At 41.3% G+C, this 17,767-nt stretch carries 14 protein-coding genes and 3 pseudogenes; 9 read left to right on the top strand and 8 right to left on the bottom strand.

Annotation, left to right across the window (positions count from 1 at the left end):
• The first annotated feature begins 140 nt into the window (after window positions 1–140).
• From pyrB to KO473_RS20315, 6 genes are all read left to right on the top strand, one after another.
• Window positions 141–1,067 carry an aspartate carbamoyltransferase gene (gene pyrB, locus KO473_RS20290; protein WP_005777613.1) on the top strand — a complete coding sequence of 309 codons (927 nt, stop codon included), beginning with the start codon at window positions 141–143 and terminating at the stop codon, window positions 1,065–1,067.
• 4 nt (window positions 1,068–1,071) lie between these two features.
• Window positions 1,072–1,533, top strand: a complete 462-nt coding sequence (gene pyrI, locus KO473_RS20295; RefSeq protein ID WP_005777611.1) for an aspartate carbamoyltransferase regulatory subunit — start codon at window positions 1,072–1,074, stop codon at window positions 1,531–1,533.
• Between the two features lie 88 nt (window positions 1,534–1,621).
• Entirely contained in the window at window positions 1,622–2,191 is a 570-nt protein-coding gene (locus KO473_RS20300; protein WP_005820182.1) for a flavin reductase family protein, read from the top strand.
• A gap of 4 nt (window positions 2,192–2,195) precedes the next feature.
• Window positions 2,196–2,924: a porin family protein gene (locus KO473_RS20305; protein WP_005805955.1), complete on the top strand. Its 729-nt coding sequence runs from the start codon at window positions 2,196–2,198 to the stop codon at window positions 2,922–2,924.
• A 107-nt stretch (window positions 2,925–3,031) separates the two neighbouring features.
• Window positions 3,032–4,312, top strand: coding sequence for a serine hydroxymethyltransferase (gene glyA / locus KO473_RS20310; protein ID WP_005805953.1), 1,281 nt, complete (start codon window positions 3,032–3,034; stop codon window positions 4,310–4,312).
• A gap of 182 nt (window positions 4,313–4,494) precedes the next feature.
• On the top strand, window positions 4,495–5,205 hold the full coding sequence (locus tag KO473_RS20315; RefSeq protein ID WP_005820180.1) for a hypothetical protein: 711 nt from the start codon (window positions 4,495–4,497) through the stop codon (window positions 5,203–5,205).
• Window positions 5,206–5,292: 87 nt separating this feature from the next.
• On the opposite strand, the gene KO473_RS20320 is transcribed toward KO473_RS20315, so the two are convergent.
• Window positions 5,293–6,960, bottom strand: a complete 1,668-nt coding sequence (locus tag KO473_RS20320) for a formate--tetrahydrofolate ligase (RefSeq protein ID WP_032537139.1) — start codon at window positions 6,958–6,960, stop codon at window positions 5,293–5,295.
• Between the two features lie 167 nt (window positions 6,961–7,127).
• Here KO473_RS20320 and KO473_RS20325 point away from each other — a divergent pair, with 167 nt between their 5' ends.
• Window positions 7,128–9,137, top strand: a complete 2,010-nt coding sequence (locus tag KO473_RS20325; RefSeq protein WP_005820176.1) for a sensor histidine kinase KdpD — start codon at window positions 7,128–7,130, stop codon at window positions 9,135–9,137.
• Window positions 9,138–9,163: 26 nt separating this feature from the next.
• Here the strand turns inward: KO473_RS20325 and KO473_RS20330 are convergent, their stop codons facing one another.
• From KO473_RS20330 to KO473_RS20355, 6 genes are all read right to left on the bottom strand, one after another.
• Window positions 9,164–11,275 (bottom strand): outer membrane beta-barrel family protein, encoded by a 2,112-nt coding sequence (locus KO473_RS20330; RefSeq protein WP_005820175.1) that lies wholly within the window; start codon window positions 11,273–11,275, stop codon window positions 9,164–9,166.
• A 142-nt stretch (window positions 11,276–11,417) separates the two neighbouring features.
• A complete protein-coding gene (locus KO473_RS20335; RefSeq protein ID WP_005820173.1) occupies window positions 11,418–12,605 on the bottom strand; it encodes a MalY/PatB family protein in 1,188 nt (395 codons plus the stop codon).
• The gene (locus tag KO473_RS20340) at window positions 12,602–13,468 is read right to left on the bottom strand and encodes a DUF3737 family protein (RefSeq protein ID WP_005777594.1); all 867 of its coding nucleotides are present in this window, start codon (window positions 13,466–13,468) and stop codon (window positions 12,602–12,604) included. The genes KO473_RS20335 and KO473_RS20340 overlap by 4 nt, the downstream gene beginning before the upstream one ends.
• Window positions 13,469–13,886: 418 nt before the next feature.
• Entirely contained in the window at window positions 13,887–14,915 is a 1,029-nt protein-coding gene (locus KO473_RS20345; RefSeq protein ID WP_005805943.1) for an alpha/beta hydrolase, read from the bottom strand.
• Between the two features lie 308 nt (window positions 14,916–15,223).
• Entirely contained in the window at window positions 15,224–16,300 is a 1,077-nt protein-coding gene (locus KO473_RS20350; protein WP_005820170.1) for an NAD(P)-dependent alcohol dehydrogenase, read from the bottom strand.
• A 49-nt stretch (window positions 16,301–16,349) separates the two neighbouring features.
• The gene (locus KO473_RS20355; RefSeq protein WP_005777589.1) at window positions 16,350–16,898 is read right to left on the bottom strand and encodes a flavodoxin family protein; all 549 of its coding nucleotides are present in this window, start codon (window positions 16,896–16,898) and stop codon (window positions 16,350–16,352) included.
• Window positions 16,899–17,091: 193 nt separating this feature from the next.
• Between KO473_RS20355 and KO473_RS20360 the strand changes: the two are divergent.
• Together KO473_RS20360 and KO473_RS23575 are read left to right on the top strand one after the other, a co-directional pair.
• Window positions 17,092–17,265: pseudogene (locus KO473_RS20360) on the top strand (GyrI-like domain-containing protein); the annotation flags it as partial.
• Window positions 17,262–17,390: pseudogene (locus tag KO473_RS23575) on the top strand (epoxyqueuosine reductase); the annotation flags it as partial. The pseudogenes KO473_RS20360 and KO473_RS23575, both read left to right, overlap by 4 nt.
• Here the strand turns inward: KO473_RS23575 and KO473_RS23580 are convergent.
• Window positions 17,375–17,623, bottom strand: a pseudogene (locus KO473_RS23580) (phage integrase SAM-like domain-containing protein); the annotation flags it as partial. The pseudogenes KO473_RS23575 and KO473_RS23580 overlap by 16 nt on opposite strands.
• Window positions 17,624–17,767: the final 144 nt, after the last annotated feature.

The raw sequence follows: 17,767 nt of genomic DNA on the forward strand, positions 1-17,767 counted from the left end.
TCCAAATAATTATGCAAAATATAAATAGTCATAGTAGTGGAATTACTCATAAAAAGACGATGAAAATCTTGCAGAACCTGTATTTTTCTTCGTATCTTTACAAACCGAAATAAAGGATATATCAATAAACATATAACGATATGGAAAACAGAAGTTTAGTAACCATAGCGGAGCATTCGAAAGAAAAAATCCTCTATATGCTCGAAATGGCGAAACAATTTGAGAAGAATCCCAACCGCCGGTTATTGGAAGGTAAAGTAGTGGCTACCCTATTTTTTGAACCTTCTACCCGCACCCGGCTAAGTTTCGAAACTGCTGCCAATCGCCTGGGCGCACGGGTTATCGGATTCTCGGATCCTAAAGCTACCAGCTCATCCAAAGGGGAAACTCTGAAAGATACAATTATGATGGTTAGTAACTACGCTGACGTGATTGTAATGCGGCATTTTCTGGAAGGAGCAGCACGCTATGCAAGTGAAGTGGCTCCAGTGCCTATCGTAAACGCCGGGGACGGAGCCAATCAGCACCCTTCACAAACAATGCTCGATCTCTACTCCATTTATAAAACACAAGGTACATTGGAGAATCTGAACATCTATCTGGTAGGTGACCTGAAATACGGACGTACAGTACACTCTTTGTTGATGGCAATGCGGCATTTTAATCCGACTTTCCACTTCATTGCTCCCGAAGAGCTGAAGATGCCGGAAGAATATAAGATTTATTGCAAAGAACATAACATAAAATATGTGGAGCACACAGACTTCAACGAAGAGGTAATTAAGGATGCGGATATTCTTTACATGACCCGCGTACAACGTGAGCGTTTCACTGACCTAATGGAATATGAACGGGTGAAGAATGTATATATCCTAAAAGCGAAAATGCTCGAAAACACTCGTCCTAACCTCCGCATCCTGCATCCATTGCCACGTGTTAACGAAATAGCTTATGACGTGGACGATAGTCCGAAAGCTTACTACTTTCAGCAGGCACAGAACGGTCTCTATGCCCGTCAAGCTATACTTTGCGATGTATTAGGAATCACTTTACAAGATATTTTATAAAATCATGAGCGAGAATAAACAAGAACTACAGGTGGCCGCACTGAAAAACGGCACTGTTATCGACCATATCCCTTCGGAGAAACTCTTTACTGTAGTTTCACTGCTTGGGTTGGAACACATGACGACCAATATTACTATCGGATTCAATCTGGACAGCAAGAAACTGGGTAAGAAAGGAATCATCAAGATTGCCGACAAGTTCTTCTGTGACGAAGAAATCAACCGTATTTCCGTAGTAGCACCTCATGTAAAACTAAACATTATCCGTGACTACGAAGTGGTAGAGAAGAAAGAGGTACGTATGCCGGACGAGTTGAAAGGTATAGTGAAATGTGCCAACCCGAAATGTATTACGAACAATGAACCGATGGCCACGTTATTCCATGTGATTGACAAGGATAGTTGCGTTATAAAATGCCATTATTGCGAAAAAGAACAGAAAAGAGAAGATATCACAATCATTTAGTTACGTGACATAGCGCTACGAGTTTTAAAATACTGTGCTATGGCGTAATAGCACTTGTAGCGCATATAGCACGCTGTTAATAAAAAAGATGAAGCAAGACTGGAAACCCGGAACCCTGATTTATCCGTTGCCTGCCGTACTGGTAAGTTGCGGAAACAATGAAAATGAATACAATATACTTACGGTGGCTTGGACCGGAACCATTTGTACCAATCCACCGATGTGCTATATTTCTGTCCGTCCCGAACGCTACTCCTATCCTATTATAAAAAAGAATATGGAGTTTGTGATCAACCTGACAACCCGGGATATGGCTTTTGCAACAGACTGGTGTGGGGTACGATCGGGTAAGGATTATCACAAATTTGAAGAAATGAAACTGACACCGGGTAAATGCACAGTGGTGAGTGCGCCTCTCATTGAGGAATCTCCCCTTTGTATCGAATGCCGGGTGAAAGAAATTGTATCTTTAGGATCACATGATATGTTTATTGCCGATGTGGTAAACATTCGGGCGGATGACCGTCACTTAAACCGGGAAACCGGAAAACTGGAACTGGCAGAAGCTAATCCGCTTGTATATGTACATGGGGGATATTATAATCTGGGAGAAAAGATCGGTAAATTCGGTTGGTCAGTAGAAAAGAAAACAAAGTGAAGCTATGAAACGAGTGATTCTCCTTTTTATATATATGTGGATTACTTTTGCCGCTTATGGTGAAGGTGATCATAAAAAGGAAAAACGCCCGGATGACCGCAAAATAAATGTAGGAATCAGGGGTGGTTTTAACTCTTCCATGTTTTTGGTTTCCAATCTGAAAATCAAAGATGTAACCATTGACGAGATTCAGAATAATTATAAAATAGGTTATTTCGGTGCTCTCTTCATGCGTTTCAACATGAAGAGACATTTTATACAGCCCGAGATATCGTATAACATCAGCAGATGCGAAATCACTTTCGACAAACTGGGTTCACAACATCCCGATATCGAACCTGACTATGCATCGGTTAATTCAACTATTCACAGTATTGATTTTCCGTTGCTTTACGGCTATCACGTAGTAAGACAAGGCCCTTACAGCATGTCTCTTTTTGCCGGACCGAAACTAAGATATCTGTGGAATCAAAAAAATAAAATCACCTTTGAGAACTTCGACCAGCAAGGCATCCATGAGAGGTTACATCCCTTCAATGCCAGCGCAGTGATCGGAGTAAGCGTCAGCATTTCACGTATCTTTTTTGATTTTCGTTATGAACAAGGACTTCGCAACTTGTCGAAGTCTGTTACTTACGATAATATAGACGTCGAAGGTAAGCCCGAAGTAAGTAATATCACTTTTCGACGCCGTGATAATGTACTTAGTTTTTCACTCGGAGTTATATTTTAAATAACTTTTTTAGCTAAAAGGTTGCACACTCTTTAAATATTACCTAAATTTGTGCGATTATAATAATAAAGGTTTCAAGATATACTTTAATCTTATTATAACAAATAATGAAAAGAGACGATTTAATTTTCGAGATTATCGAAAAAGAACATCAACGTCAGTTGAAAGGCATTGAGCTGATCGCATCAGAGAATTTCGTGAGTGATCAGGTGATGGAGGCAATGGGATCTTGTCTTACCAACAAATATGCGGAAGGATATCCGGGTAAACGCTATTATGGCGGCTGTGAGGTGGTAGACCAGAGTGAACAAATTGCCATCGACCGCTTGAAAGAGATTTTCGGTGCAGAATGGGCCAATGTACAACCTCACTCAGGAGCACAGGCTAATGCTGCTGTATTTCTTGCTGTGTTGAACCCGGGCGACAAGTTCATGGGACTGAATCTGGCACACGGAGGTCACCTTTCACATGGTTCATTAGTAAATACTTCGGGAATCATTTACACTCCCTGCGAATATAATTTAAAACAGGAAACCGGTCGCGTGGATTACGACCAGATGGAAGAAGTGGCATTACGTGAGAAACCCAAAATGATAATTGGAGGAGGTTCAGCCTACTCTCGTGAATGGGATTACAAACGTATGCGCGAAATTGCCGATAAGGTGGGTGCGATCCTTATGATTGATATGGCACATCCTGCCGGATTAATTGCAGCAGGACTGTTGGATAACCCGGTGAAATATGCTCATATCGTAACTTCAACTACCCACAAGACTTTGCGGGGACCTCGTGGCGGTGTAATCATGATGGGTAAAGATTTCCCCAATCCATGGGGAAAGAAAACTCCAAAAGGAGAAATTAAAATGATGTCTCAGTTGCTCGACTCAGCTGTATTCCCCGGAATACAGGGTGGCCCGCTGGAACATGTAATTGCAGCTAAAGCCGTAGCTTTCGGTGAGTGCTTGCAACCGGAATATAAGGAATATCAGAAGCAAGTACAAAAGAATGCTGCCGTATTGGCACAAGCCTTAATTGACCGTGGCTTTACCATCGTTTCCGGCGGTACGGATAATCATTCGATGCTGGTGGATCTACGCAGTAAATATCCTGACTTGACAGGTAAAGTTGCCGAAAAAGCACTTGTATCTGCTGATATAACAGTCAATAAAAACATGGTTCCGTTCGATAGTCGTTCTGCGTTCCAGACTTCAGGTATCCGTTTGGGTACTCCCGCTATCACGACTCGTGGTGCAAAAGAAGATCTGATGCTGGAGATTGCAGAAATGATCGAAACCGTTCTATCGAACGTAGAGAACGAAGAAGTGATAGCACAAGTACGTGCACGTGTCAATAAGACAATGGAAAAATATCCGATCTTCGCTTATTAAATAGCACATTTTAGTATTAAACAATAACATACGTGGGCTCGCAATTCTCTGTGAAGAAAGTTGCGGGCATTTTTTTTGCTCTTTTAACATGGCATTAACAGCCTACCCTAAAACCTTTCCTTCCTAAGAACGTTGTTAAGTAGTTAAAAAAAAGAAGATATTCACTTAATACCTAAACTGATATGAAAATAAGAAATTTAATGGTTGCAACTACATTATTTGTTGCTGCAGGAGCTATGGCTCAAAATCAGGATTGCGCCTTCTTCTTTCCTAACCAAGAAGGTGAGCAAATCACTCGTAATTGTTATACCGCTGATGGTAAACTCACCAACATCCTTGTTTACAGAGTAGACCAAGCCTACGATTACCCTTCAGGAATGGAAGTAGTAGCCAACTATACATTTACTGATGCTTCTGGAAAAACACTCAATTCCGGGCAAATGGTGGCTCGCTGCAATGACGGTAACTTCTCTATGAGTATGGGAGATGTGGCCACATTCCCCACTGCACTTAATATGATGAATGCCGATGTATATATGATGGGAGATTTAATGAATTACCCGAATGCATTTTCCGATCCAATGAGTCCGGGAGACGATGATGAGTTTGATGACGGCACTCTGCGTCTTTATCAAAAAGGCAATAAAAATAACCGCGCCGAAATTTCTATCTTCGACCGGGAATTTGTTGCTACCGAAACGGTAAACACTCCAGCAGGAGCATTCTATTGTACCAAAGTAAAGTACGAAATGAATATCTGGACTCCTCAGGAAACAATAAAAGGTTATGGATATGAATGGTATGCACCCAATATTGGAATTGTCCGCTCTGAACAATACAATAATAAGAAGGAGCTACAATCGTACAGTGTGTTAGAAAGAATCAAGAAGTAGCACACTGGACTCTATATATCCGTCATCCCCGCCATTCTTTCAAAAAGAATAGCGGGGATTTATTTATTGCTTTATATCGGACTATTTTTAACTCAATCCTTCAATATTACCATCCACGATGTCAATATGCAGAGCTTGTGGTTCTTTAGGTAAACCCGGCATACGCATTATTTCGCCCGCAATCGCTACGATCATCTCGGCACCGTTATTTATAACGATATCTTTAATATGAAGTTCGAAATTATCTACCGCACCATATACTTTCGGATCGGCAGAGAAAGAATATTGGGTTTTAGCAATACATACAGGATAATGACCAATACCCATTTCTTCAATCAATTTAATCTTGTTACGGGTCAGTGTACTATAAGTCACGACACTTGCACCATATAGATTGATTGCGATTTTCTCGATTTTCTGCTGTACGCTGTCTCCATCATTATATGTAAACTGTAACGGTTCAGACGGTTTATTCTCAATTGTTTCAACCACAAGGTTCGCCAGTTCGACAGCACCCTCACCTCCTTCCGTAAAGGCATTATTGATAGCATAGCCTACTCCTAACTGCTCACAGTGCTCACGAAGCAACTCCATTTCTTCATCCGTATCACTCGCAAATTTATTGAAAGCAACGATAACCGTTTGACCGAACGAATGAAGATTACGAACATGCTTGTCCAAATTGCGCAAACCTTCTCTCAATCCTTCAAGATTCGGTTCTTTAATTCGGTCCAGGCTTACTCCTCCGTGCATTTTGAGCCCTTGTGCTGTGGCAACAATCACTGTCAGACGTGGTTGAAGCCCGCTCTTACGACATTTAATATTATAAAATTTCTCTGCTCCCAGATCGGCACCGAAGCCGGCTTCTGTGATAACATAATCTCCAAAAGTCATCGCCATTTTTGTTGCCAAAATAGAGTTACAGCCATGGGCAATATTAGCAAATGGGCCACCATGTACAAATGCAGCGGTGCCTTCGGTAGTCTGTACCAGATTCGGATGTATAGCATCTTTCAGCAAGACGGTAATAGCCCCTGCCACCCCCAGATCTTTTACAGTAAACGGTTTGTTATCATAAGTGTAGCCTAAAAGAATATTCTCGATACGACGGCGGAGATCATCTACATCCTTTGAAAGACAAAGAATAGCCATAATTTCCGAAGCCGGTGTAATATCGAATCCGGATTCCTGTGTAATACCATTTGTCTTCGGACCAAGGCCAACTACGATGTTACGCAATGAACGATCGTTGACATCGAGTACGCGACGCCAGAGAATCTCTTTCAAACCAAAACCTTTAGATTGATTCTGGTATAAATAATTGTCCAGTAATGCAGAGATCATATTGTGAGCCGAAGTGATGGCATGGAAATCACCGGTAAAATGCAAATTAATCTTTTCCATCGGAAGTACCTGGGCATAACCTCCTCCTGCTGCCCCTCCTTTCATACCGAAACACGGTCCCAGGGAAGGTTCACGCAAAGCAACAATTGCCTTTTTACCTATCTTGTTTAATCCTAATGCAAGACCTATGGATACAGTCGTTTTACCAATCCCTGCTTTCGTTGCGGTAATGGCAGTGACCAAAATCAGATTGCTCTGTTTCACCTTCTCTTCATCAATCAGATATTCAGGGATTTTTGCAATATACCGGCCATAATTTTCTACTTCATCGCGAGGTATACCGATGCTTTCAGCCACTTGTTTTATTTTCTTCAATTCAACACTACGTGCTATTTCTATGTCTGATTTCATATTGGGAGTTATTAAGTTAGTAAATGAAGTCGCAAAATTAACAATTAACTCCATATCAAAGTTGTCTTTATTACCTTTTTTTAGTGGAGATAAAAAGATGCCACATCATTGCTGGATTTTTCAGGGAAAAAAGACGTATATTTGCTACTTACAAACAAACAAGCAATATGATACGATATATAATCTTTGTGGCTCTATGTATCTGTACCGGAATAGTATCAGCTATAGATCACCATGCAAAAGACAGCCTCTTACTACAACTAAAACATACAACAGTATCCGCTCAACGAATCAGTATCTACAGAAACCTGGCAGATATCTGTTTTGAAACACCGGACGAAAAAACATATTTGCTTGGCATGTATAGAGAAGCTAAAAAGGCAGGTGACACACCCATGATGCTTGATGCATTGAATGATCTTGCATGCGGAGAGGCTAAAGAATACCGCATGGATTCAGCGTATCATTATATGAATCTGATAAAAGCAACTCATAATGTCAAAGAAATAATTCCTTTATCAGCTTATCTTCACATGCGTTTTTTCGATATGCTATGCAGCCATAACGAGACAGAAGAGGCCATTGCGAAGGAATTGCAGTTTACGGAAGAAAAGAAATCGGACGCACCATCTCTATACAGCAAAATCGTACAAGCTTATATCACCGGAAGTAGCCTTCATTCCAATGAAATGATGAAAGAAGCACTCCCCTATTTGGAAACAGCAATGAACTTATCCAAGCAATTACCTCCTGAGAAACGCATTAAATTTGTATCAATGATTGTTTGGAAATTATCCAATATCTATAGTTTTTTGAACGAATGTGACTCAGCGATCCGTCTTTTGGAAGAAGATTTGGAAAATCAGCAACTGTATTATAAAGATCATTACAAAGCAAAACGCCCCTTTTACAATCTGGCTGCACGTGAGTTACAAATCTATGCGTCACTGTTGACAAATGCTATCATGGTAGCTCCCGAAAAGATGGATTATTACTGGCAGCAAATAGTAAAACTGAACAAGGAGCTGACAAATCCGTACGACCGGTACAATTATTTCCTATCAATGGACAACTATTACTTGAACTTAAAGCCTCACCCCAATTACGAGAAAGCATTAATTGCCAACGACAGTCTGATTCAAATAGCTCAAACGATAATTCCAAATAATCTGCCAGGACTCTACGACATTCAATCACAAACATATGAGGCCATGGGCAATTTTAAGGAGGCGCTGGCATACCTTAGAATATCTGCTCAGTATAAAGATTCGCTAAACACTGAAAATATGCAAAAGCAACTTAGTGAACTCCAAATAAAATATGAGGTGAACAAATTGAATAATGAAAAGTCACAGCTTGAAATCAAAAATAAACGCATTTTAGTGATATGCCTGTTCGTCATCCTGACCATTGTAATCGTTATCTGTCTTTATTTATATCACAATCTGAAAAAAGAAAAAAAGATGAAGATTCACCTCCGGAATCTCAAGCAAAAGGCTGAAGAAAGTGAAAAGATGAAAACAGCTTTCATTAATTCTGTTTGCCACGAGATACGAACACCACTTAACGCCATTGTCGGTTTCTCTGACTTGATATTCAATGATGAAGTAGATAAAGAAAACCGCGAAAGCTTCTCACACGAGGTGCAGAAGAACACGGTCTTACTGACTTCACTGATCAATAATATGCTCGAGGTATCCAGTCTGGATGTATCACAGGAAAAGCTGCCTTGTAAACAAGTCGATTTACATCATATCTGCATACAAGAAATGAAGCAACTAAGCCGGTATCATAAGCCTGATATAGAATATCATATGGACTTACCGGAACACCCTGTCATTTTGTCTACCCATGAGAAATATTTATCATTGGTTATAGAACACTTGTTGAACAATGCTAATAAATTTACCGAAAAAGGAACTATCACCCTCCGTTACCGCATGGATGAAGCACACCAACAGCTTCATATCAGTGTGACAGATACCGGATGCGGTATTCCGGTTGACAAGCACAAAGAGGTATTCGAACGTTTCTCGAAACTCAACACGTTTACTCCGGGAAATGGATTAGGACTATATCTGTGTCAACTAATTATCCGCAGGTTATCCGGAGAGATAAATATCGATCCGACATACAAGGAAGGTACTAAAATAACAGTAACCATACCTGTCCAATAGCCCCTCCTTAATTTTTAAGAGTAAATCTACTTGAAACGTGAAGTATCCACACCTTCACGTTTCTTCTCTTTATATCCTCCGAATTTATAGGTAAACGAGATACCCAATTCACGAAAAGCGGAATAATGGTTTGTTACGTTCTGCGTGGCATAACGAATATGCGGAGAGATTTGAGCCGTTTCAAACAAGTCATTGCACCGAAAGGTTAACAACGCTTTCCCACCAGCAAAGGTATATCTGAGTGCCACATCTACATTGCCGGATACCGGTAAATCATAAATGCCCTGTATTGCCTTACTGCGCATCATCCCATTCACAATCAACCTGAGATCCGGACGGGAAGAAAGGGTCAGGGTATGATTCATATTCAACATGGCATAATATACTTTCCTGTCAAAAGGAATATTCCAGAAGTCACTGTCTTTCTGGCGATCGTAAACGCCGGTCAACGTAAAACGTGAACTTAGCCAGCGACCTATCGTAAATGGAACAACAGCTTGTATACCTGCTTGTTGCTCAAAATCAAAATTGAAGTATTTATAGATCTCGACCAATCGGTCGGGGGACTGATAAAGAGTTTGTGTTGCATTATCTTTAGTATGGCTATACCAGACATTGAATATATATTTACTCTTCAGAATATAAGTCAATTGTAGCTGATAATTAATTTCCGGTTTCAGATAAGGATTTCCATGAATTTCCGAATATTCTCCGCCCATATAGGACACGGCATCTTGAGTTGCCCAATAGTCGGGATAACTTTTATCGCTGCTGAGTGACAATTGCCACACGTTTCCCGGTGCCGGAGTGTAATTGAGATTAAAAGCCGGATATAGACTCCATTCATTCCATACAGTCGTATGGAATTGTTCGGCAGCCAACGAGGCATCCAAAGACAAGTTATCGCCAAAACTCTTGTTAAATCCGGCATAGAAATTCAGTGTTTGTTCCCGCCGACGAGATTTCATGTTGTTGCTTTCCAACATCATGTTGTCATTCTCAGAATTATAATAATATTGATAGCTGTTGTCTAAACTTGTAGTATAGACAGCTCCATAGTTTACTCCCCACCCATTAGGCAGTTCATGTTCTTGAGAAAGGAAAAGCTTCCAACGATTGATACGCTGAGAATCGCTACTACGAAAATTCAATTCATCGCCTTCTAACCGGCTATGTAGCAATTGTGAAGAAGGCGAATGATAATAAGTATATTCCACTCCTGCTTTCATTCCGAATGGGGTGTGATAATCGATCTGCCCGTTATGTAGCTGATCGACCATCCGGGTACGGGCATTTGAGGTTTGTGTACCATTCACTGTACTTAAATTAAAGCCATTCATAAACTGGGCATTGTATGTCAAACTGAGCTGATGATCGTCGGCAAAAAGATAATCACCTCCCAAGCGTAAATTGTGTCTGTTAAAACGACTTTTTTGAGATTCGTTGGTGTTCATGGGATGTATCGTACCATCCGACAAGGTGTGCAAAGCCTTCTTATCCGTCAAGAAATAGTTCCGTCCATGACTGTAAGAGTAAAGAAAGTCTACAGAAAATTTATGTCCGGAATATAGAAGGCTCGCACGCTCAGTCAGGTTTTCATAATGCTTTTGCCGGTAGTCACTGAAAATTTCTCCTTGCAGGGAGGCTGCTCCGGAATCACCTTGCTTCAGACAAATGTTTATCATGGCTCCACGCACCTGATAACGTGCTGGAGCCGAATACATCACTTCAGCTTTCTCTATACGACTGGCAGGAATACTTTTTAATAGAGTGTTCAGTTGTTCGGGAGTCATTGTAGTCACTTTGCCATCCAATACAACAGTAACGCTCTTTCCACCTAAAGTAAGGTTATCGTTCATTTCCGTGACACCGGGAAGCTCCTTCACTGCATCATAAGCATTATCTACCGCTAAATTCCGGAGGAGCCGTGGCAGGTCATATATAAGTTTGCCTTGCATAGCTTTCACTATCGGACGTTCACCTACCACCATCACTTCCGGCAAGGATCTGTATAAACTGTCTAAACGTCCATCCATCGTAATCAGGCTATCTGCAGAAAGTACCCGGTCTTCATTTTGTGCTGCCACCTGCCAACAGACAGCAGCAACAAACACTAAAGTTACGTAAATCCGTTTCATCTTTTCGTTTTTTGTTTGGGTTACAGCTGCAAAGTACCGAAGAAAAGACAAAACAATGAGTTATCACCGGCTTATTTAGAGTTATCTACTGTTATCGGGAATACTATTCTTATATTTACTCAATTGTATCATGGAGCAGCATCTACCTATCCCGACAATAGCAAAGACTTATTTCTTTAAGACCTCTCTTCAATCGATTTAGGCCGTCAATCAATATCTGTCGGGGACAGGCTATATTGATACGGATAAAGCCTTCACCGGCTTCTCCATACATACTTCCTTCGTTTATACAAAGTTTTTCTGCCTTCAATAATAACTCTGCAATTTCCTTTGAACTACGATTCAGCACCGAACAATCTACCCATACCAGATATGTACCTTCCAATTTCACAACAGGAAATTGTGGAAGATACTTATTGAAAAAAGTCCTCATGTACAGGTAATTATCCGACAGATAACATTTCAGTTCCTCCAGCCACTCTTCCCCGTCATTGTAGGCGGCCACTAAGGCTTCCACACCAAACGGATTCACGTCACAAACCTCATTCAAATTGATTGCTTTATCTATTTTCACACGTACAGATTCATCAGCCGCAAAGATATTGGCAATCTGCAATCCGGCAAGGTTGAATGCTTTGCTTGGCGAAGTACAGGTAACCGAACGAGTTCGGAAATCATCCGAAATAGAAGCAAAAGGTATATAAGTATGCCCCGAGTAAACCAACTCACAATGTATCTCGTCCGCTACAACCAGTACATCATTACGAAGGCAAATTTCACCGATACACATCAGTTCTGCCCGGGTCCAAACCCTTCCTACAGGATTGTGTGGATTGCAAAGTAACAATAGTCTTACTTTCGGATCGGTAGCCTTCCTTGCCAAATCGTCAAAATCAATCCGGTATGTTCCATTCGTGTATACAAGGGGATTAGCTACTATTTCGCAACCATTATTACGAATAGAAGAAAAGAAACAATTGTAAACCGGGGTTTGTACCAGCACACGGTCACCCGGAACTGTCAGGGCTTTGATTATGGCAGATAAAGCCGGAACGACTCCCGAAGTGTATATAATCCAATCTCTATCTATCTGCCAACCATGCCGGCGCGTGAACCAGTTTATAATGGCATCATAATAAACCGGAGGGACTTTGGTATAGCCAAAAATGCCATGATCCATCCGCTTACGTAACACTTCAACCACAGCAGGAGCCGTACGGAAATCCATATCGGCTACCCACATAGGCAGAACACCCTCTTCCATCACCGCATCCCATTTATAGGAATTGCTATTACGACGGGAAATTATTTCATCAAAATCGTACTTCATGCGCTAAAGCAAGTTAAGTTGTCCCATAGTTGCAGTGCGCAGTCAGCAGGAGCTTTAATACTTCCATCCATAATGATTTCTCCGTAGCTTTCTGCCGTTATACTGCCGGTACGCGGATTCTTCACACTATGTACCGGAGTGTTAATAGTTGCCTGCAAACTGCTGTATTCAAAACAAAGGTCAGCATCATCAGCCATCATACAATTCTCCATAACAAGGTCGTGAGCATAACAAAGCGGCTGCGTTCCCGAGATTCTGCAATTTACCAGACGTAGATTGTGAGAGTGCCACCCCAAATACTCTCCGTTCAATTCAGAGTCATACACGGTTACATTCTCCGTATTCCAAAAGGCATCTTTCGAATTAATGACAGCATTATGAATTTCTACGTTCTTGCAATACTGAAAAGAATAATTCCCGTTCTGGCTATAATTATCAATACGGATATTTTCACTATGCATGAACAGGTAATCGGCCTTATCTATCTGTACCTTTTTTAATTCTACATTACGACAATGCCAGAACGTTTCCAACGCATTGGGAAGTTGTACGTTTTCCAATTTGATACCATCCATTTCACGAAACATTTTCGGAGCTTCTACCACGGTATCCATCATCTGGAGATTTTGTGAATACCAAAGTGCGGCACGTGCTCCTTCCGTAAAAAAGCTGCTTCTCACAATGAAACCATTCGTGTGCCAGAAAGGATATTTACCTTCAAAACGGCAGTTCACCGCTATGATATTACTGCACTCTTTTAATGCGGATTCACCGGCATGAATCGTTACGTTTTCCAATTGCAAGTCGTGTGTGGCAAACAAAGGACGTTCGCCTTCATAGTCCTTATTCTTAATTATTTCCATGATTTGATTGTTTAGTTATCGATTTTATTTCTTCCCCTGGTATATTCTCCATCAAAGTAACTCAAAAGAATGATTATATCATATTTCATTCCCATATCCTTCTTTTTTATGGTTCACCCGATACATGCGCAGTTGAATCAGCGTTTAAATGGAATTGATAATCAGAAGATTATATTTACCTGAATTTTACTATCGACGTAAATCCATTTACCCAGGCATGTAAATGCTTTTACCTGGGCATGTAAATCCATTTACCTCGGTATGTAAAAGCATTTACCCCGGCCGGTAAACGGAACCGGCATTCAAGGTTACGGATGTCCGCACCTGGAGTTAACGTCAAGACAACGCATTCTTCGGATAAACCAGATTCCAGCAATGCATGAGAAAAAACTACGCATTTGTGTCGGATGAACTTTTATTATTTCAAATATGTCTTAAAGAAATCCTCCAATTTGTCGAACGGAATAAAATTCACGCGGTCGTAAAGATCCACATGACCCGCACCAGGCACAATATAGAGTTCTTTTGGTTCGGCGGCAAGCCGGTAGGCATCTTCACTGAATTCACGCGAATGTGCATTCTCTCCGGTAACAAAAAGCATCGGACGTGGTGAAATGGTTTCAATATCAGCAAACGGATAAAAATTCATAAACTTGACATTGCTGCTGAGCGTGGGATGTGTAGTGGTCAATGGGGTTGCTCCTTCAGGAGTATATTCTCCCCGTGAAGTACGGTAGAACTCATAGAACTCACGTGCTATCGGATCGGAGTTTTCTGTTATTTCATGAGGAGTTCCACCAGTATATCGGGTTTCTCCACCCAAGAACTCTACATAGCGTTGTTCGGCGGCTTCGACCATGATTTGCTTCCGTTGCTCCAAAGTCAAGGCATGCTTCAGCCCATTACGACTGGCTGTCCCCATGTTGTACATACTTATGGTTGCAATGGCCTTCAGACGAGGATCTATTTTTGCCGCACTGATGGCAAAACTTCCACTGCCACAAATCCCAATCACACCGATATGCTCACGTTCGACAAATGAACGTGTCCCCAGATAATCGACTGCAGCACTGAAGGCTTCTGCATAAAGCTCCGGAAGGACTGCATTGCGAGGCTCTCCTTCACTGCTTCCCCAGAAAGATAAGTCGATGGATAAAGTTACAAAACCGCGTTCGGCCATTTTCGTAGCATAGAGATTAGCACTCTGCTCTTTGACGGCTCCCATAGGATGTCCTACAATAATTGCCGGACGTTTCTCGTCTGCTTTCATCTCTTTAGGCAAAAAGAGATTACCTGCCACTTTCATTTTGTACTGATTGGGAAAGGATACCTTCTCCATATTTACCACATTGCTTCTATAGAAATTATCTGCATCGGTTTGAGCAAAAGAAGGATTTGCACTGAGCATCGTAAACGATGTTGCTGCCAATAATAAATTTCGTTTCATATCTTCCTTGATTTTAGTAATTAAATAATTGATTATCTTCTTTCTACATTGCAAATATACAAGGAAGAAAAGAGACTCCTTGTAGACATATTACAGACATCATAACCCGAATTACAGATTATGCTTCTTTATGCCTACACCAATTTTAAGTTTGGCATAAAGTGCCACTGCGATACAGACAGCTAACTAACGGCATTACGCAAAAAAGCATTCCATACCTTACAAGGACAGAATGCTTTTTTTGATATCTACCAATATGTTGGAAATGAAACACACGGACCATGTCCGTGTTATCAGTCTATGGGACCTTACATCACATTATCGGTATTCGGAGAAACTTTTTTCGCTTTCATGTCAATCACAAAACGGTACTTGACATCATTCTTCTCCAAACGTCGGAAGGCTTCGTTTATCTGATCAACACCAATCAACTCTATCTGAGCCGTAATATGATGTTCCGCACAGAAATCAATCACCTCTTGTGTTTCGGCAATACCGCCAATATTGGAACCGGAGAAACTTTTGCGGCCATTTACAATATTGAATGCACCGACTTCAAGCGGTTGGTTAGGAAGACCAACTAAAACGAGACTACCGTCCACTTTCAAGGCATTCAGATACATATTTACGTCATGCCGTGCGGAAACCGTATCCAGGATCATATCAAAACGAGTCTGATATTCCATCTGTCTGGAGTCGGTGGACAGAACAGCTTCGTCTGCACCCAATTCTCTGGCTGTATTCATTTTTGAAGGAGATGTTGTAAACACAGTAACATGGGCTCCCATCGCCTTGGCAATCTTTATTGCCATGTGGCCTAACCCACCCATACCGACAATACCTACTTTCTTTCCGGGACCTGCCCCCCAATGCTTCAATGGCGAATAAACGGTAATTCCTGCACACAAAATGGGAGCTGATGCTGCAAGATCAATCGTCTCAGGAAGTTTCAGTACATAATTGGCATCGGCCACAATAGCTTGCGAAAAACCGCCATAGGTCTGTCCGCCAAGATATTTATCGGGCGAATTAAAAACAACAGTCCAGCCTTCATCACAATATTGCTCTTCACCGTTGTGACAGTGTTCGCAATGTCCGCAACTATCGACAATGCAACCAATACCAGCTAAATCACCAACCTTAAATTTCGTCACATCCGAACCAATTCCTGTAACACGTCCTACAATCTCATGTCCGGGAACTATGGGATAAATAGTTCCGCCCCAGTCATTATGCACAGAATGAAGGTCTGAGTGACAAATTCCACAATATAAAATATCAATTTCCACATCGTTCGGTAGAAGTGAACGACGCTGAATATCCAAACGATGAAGCGGTGTTTCAGCCGATTCTGTTCCGTAAGCTTTTACTGTCTTTGTTTCCATACTGTTTTAGGATTATGTTTTGAAATAATTTATTCTATACCAATCTATATTATGAAATCTGTTTCCCCATTTCATATGCTTCTGCCAATGCCGGATTACCTTTTATTTCACCCACATGCCAAACACCGGTAGCAAGCACTTTACCTTTCACTACCGGATTTTCCAGACAATCGATAAATCCCATGAGGTTATCGAATACATGTTCCAAATAAGGAAGTCCCTCTTTACCCTCGGCAGCAGAAGCGAGAAAATAAAACTCCTTATTAATCATTTCGGTATAAGGGCCGCAACAACGGTCGAGTAACGTTTTCAACTGTGCACTCATTGCATAAAAATAAACAGGTGTCGCTAAAACGATAACATCGGCCGATAACATTTTCTCAATAATTTCCGCCGCATCATCTTTCTGAGGGCACGGCTTCTTATATTGGCTGCATACACCGCATCCCGTACAATAGTGGATGGTCTTGTCCCGTAGAAAAACCTTTTTCACTTCGTTCCCCGCCTCTGTGGCTCCACGCATAAACTCATCACAAAGTGTATCAGAATTTCCCCCGCGTCGCGGACTGGATGATAAAATCAATACTTTCTTGCTCATAATTATCTATTGTTTAAATTGTTGTTTTTCATGTTACAAAGGTATGTGTGTGGTTAAGAGAATATATTTAGTAGATAAATTACGGGGAATATAACCCGAATTACAGATTCTGCAATTAGGCGTCTACCTGCTGTTCGGCCTGGTGGATTCAACTGGCAGTAGGGGGGTACGATACTGGGTATCGGCGTGGTTTTATCATGAACTGAATAAGGTGTACGGCTATAATTACCTCGACTGGTTGCCAACAAGCGATTATACCCTACGGGAACAGCTCACCTTTGAGACTTACATCAACACTCCCGAAAAAACTCCGGCTGCGGAGCTTATAACAGATATTTATATCCCTATTACAAAAAAAGAAACATGAAATACTTAAACCAAGAAATAGAAAATGAATTAAAAAATCATGGAGCAGGACTGGTTCGCTTTGTCGGCATATCGCATTTGGACGAAAGGCAAAACAGACAACTCCCGAACCGATTGTACACCGCCTTCAAATCACGCATGTAGGTAGAGATGGTATTGAGGCTCAACCCTTTCGGCCCCCTATCTATCTTTTGCGCCCCTTCCTTGCCGGAGCTTCTCTTTCGCGCCCCTTCCAGTTTCATCCATTCCTCATACTCCTTCAACCTGCCCGGAGTGAAAACTTCACCCACCGGCATCGATGTTCCTTCACCCCCGTAAAACTCCGTAACAGATTTCAGCGCATACGTGTACGTATGTACCGGAGGGTGTCCGAAAAGGGTACCCTCTTTTTTTATGTAAAAGTCCGAACTTTCCCAAGCTCGGACTTTTTAATTTGCTCTAAAATGTTTATCTTAGAGCATGTTAATCGATAGTGCAAATATACAATTTAAGGAGTATTCTCA

It is taken from the genome of Bacteroides sp. HF-4919 (genome assembly GCF_018860125.1).

Excerpts from the sequence above, each read along its gene's own strand:
- pyrB (WP_005777613.1), top strand. The coding sequence starts at position 141 with ATGGAAAACAGAAGTTTAGTAACCATAGCGGAGCATTCGAAAGAAAAA.
- pyrI (WP_005777611.1), top strand. The coding sequence starts at position 1,072 with ATGAGCGAGAATAAACAAGAACTACAGGTGGCCGCACTGAAAAACGGC.
- KO473_RS20300 (WP_005820182.1), top strand. The coding sequence starts at position 1,622 with ATGAAGCAAGACTGGAAACCCGGAACCCTGATTTATCCGTTGCCTGCC.
- KO473_RS20305 (WP_005805955.1), top strand. The coding sequence starts at position 2,196 with ATGAAACGAGTGATTCTCCTTTTTATATATATGTGGATTACTTTTGCC.
- glyA (WP_005805953.1), top strand. The coding sequence starts at position 3,032 with ATGAAAAGAGACGATTTAATTTTCGAGATTATCGAAAAAGAACATCAA.
- KO473_RS20315 (WP_005820180.1), top strand. The coding sequence starts at position 4,495 with ATGAAAATAAGAAATTTAATGGTTGCAACTACATTATTTGTTGCTGCA.
- KO473_RS20320 (WP_032537139.1), bottom strand. The coding sequence starts at position 6,960 with ATGAAATCAGACATAGAAATAGCACGTAGTGTTGAATTGAAGAAAATA.
- KO473_RS20325 (WP_005820176.1), top strand. The coding sequence starts at position 7,128 with ATGATACGATATATAATCTTTGTGGCTCTATGTATCTGTACCGGAATA.
- KO473_RS20330 (WP_005820175.1), bottom strand. The coding sequence starts at position 11,275 with ATGAAACGGATTTACGTAACTTTAGTGTTTGTTGCTGCTGTCTGTTGG.
- KO473_RS20335 (WP_005820173.1), bottom strand. The coding sequence starts at position 12,605 with ATGAAGTACGATTTTGATGAAATAATTTCCCGTCGTAATAGCAATTCC.
- KO473_RS20340 (WP_005777594.1), bottom strand. The coding sequence starts at position 13,468 with ATGGAAATAATTAAGAATAAGGACTATGAAGGCGAACGTCCTTTGTTT.
- KO473_RS20345 (WP_005805943.1), bottom strand. The coding sequence starts at position 14,915 with ATGAAACGAAATTTATTATTGGCAGCAACATCGTTTACGATGCTCAGT.
- KO473_RS20350 (WP_005820170.1), bottom strand. The coding sequence starts at position 16,300 with ATGGAAACAAAGACAGTAAAAGCTTACGGAACAGAATCGGCTGAAACA.
- KO473_RS20355 (WP_005777589.1), bottom strand. The coding sequence starts at position 16,898 with ATGAGCAAGAAAGTATTGATTTTATCATCCAGTCCGCGACGCGGGGGA.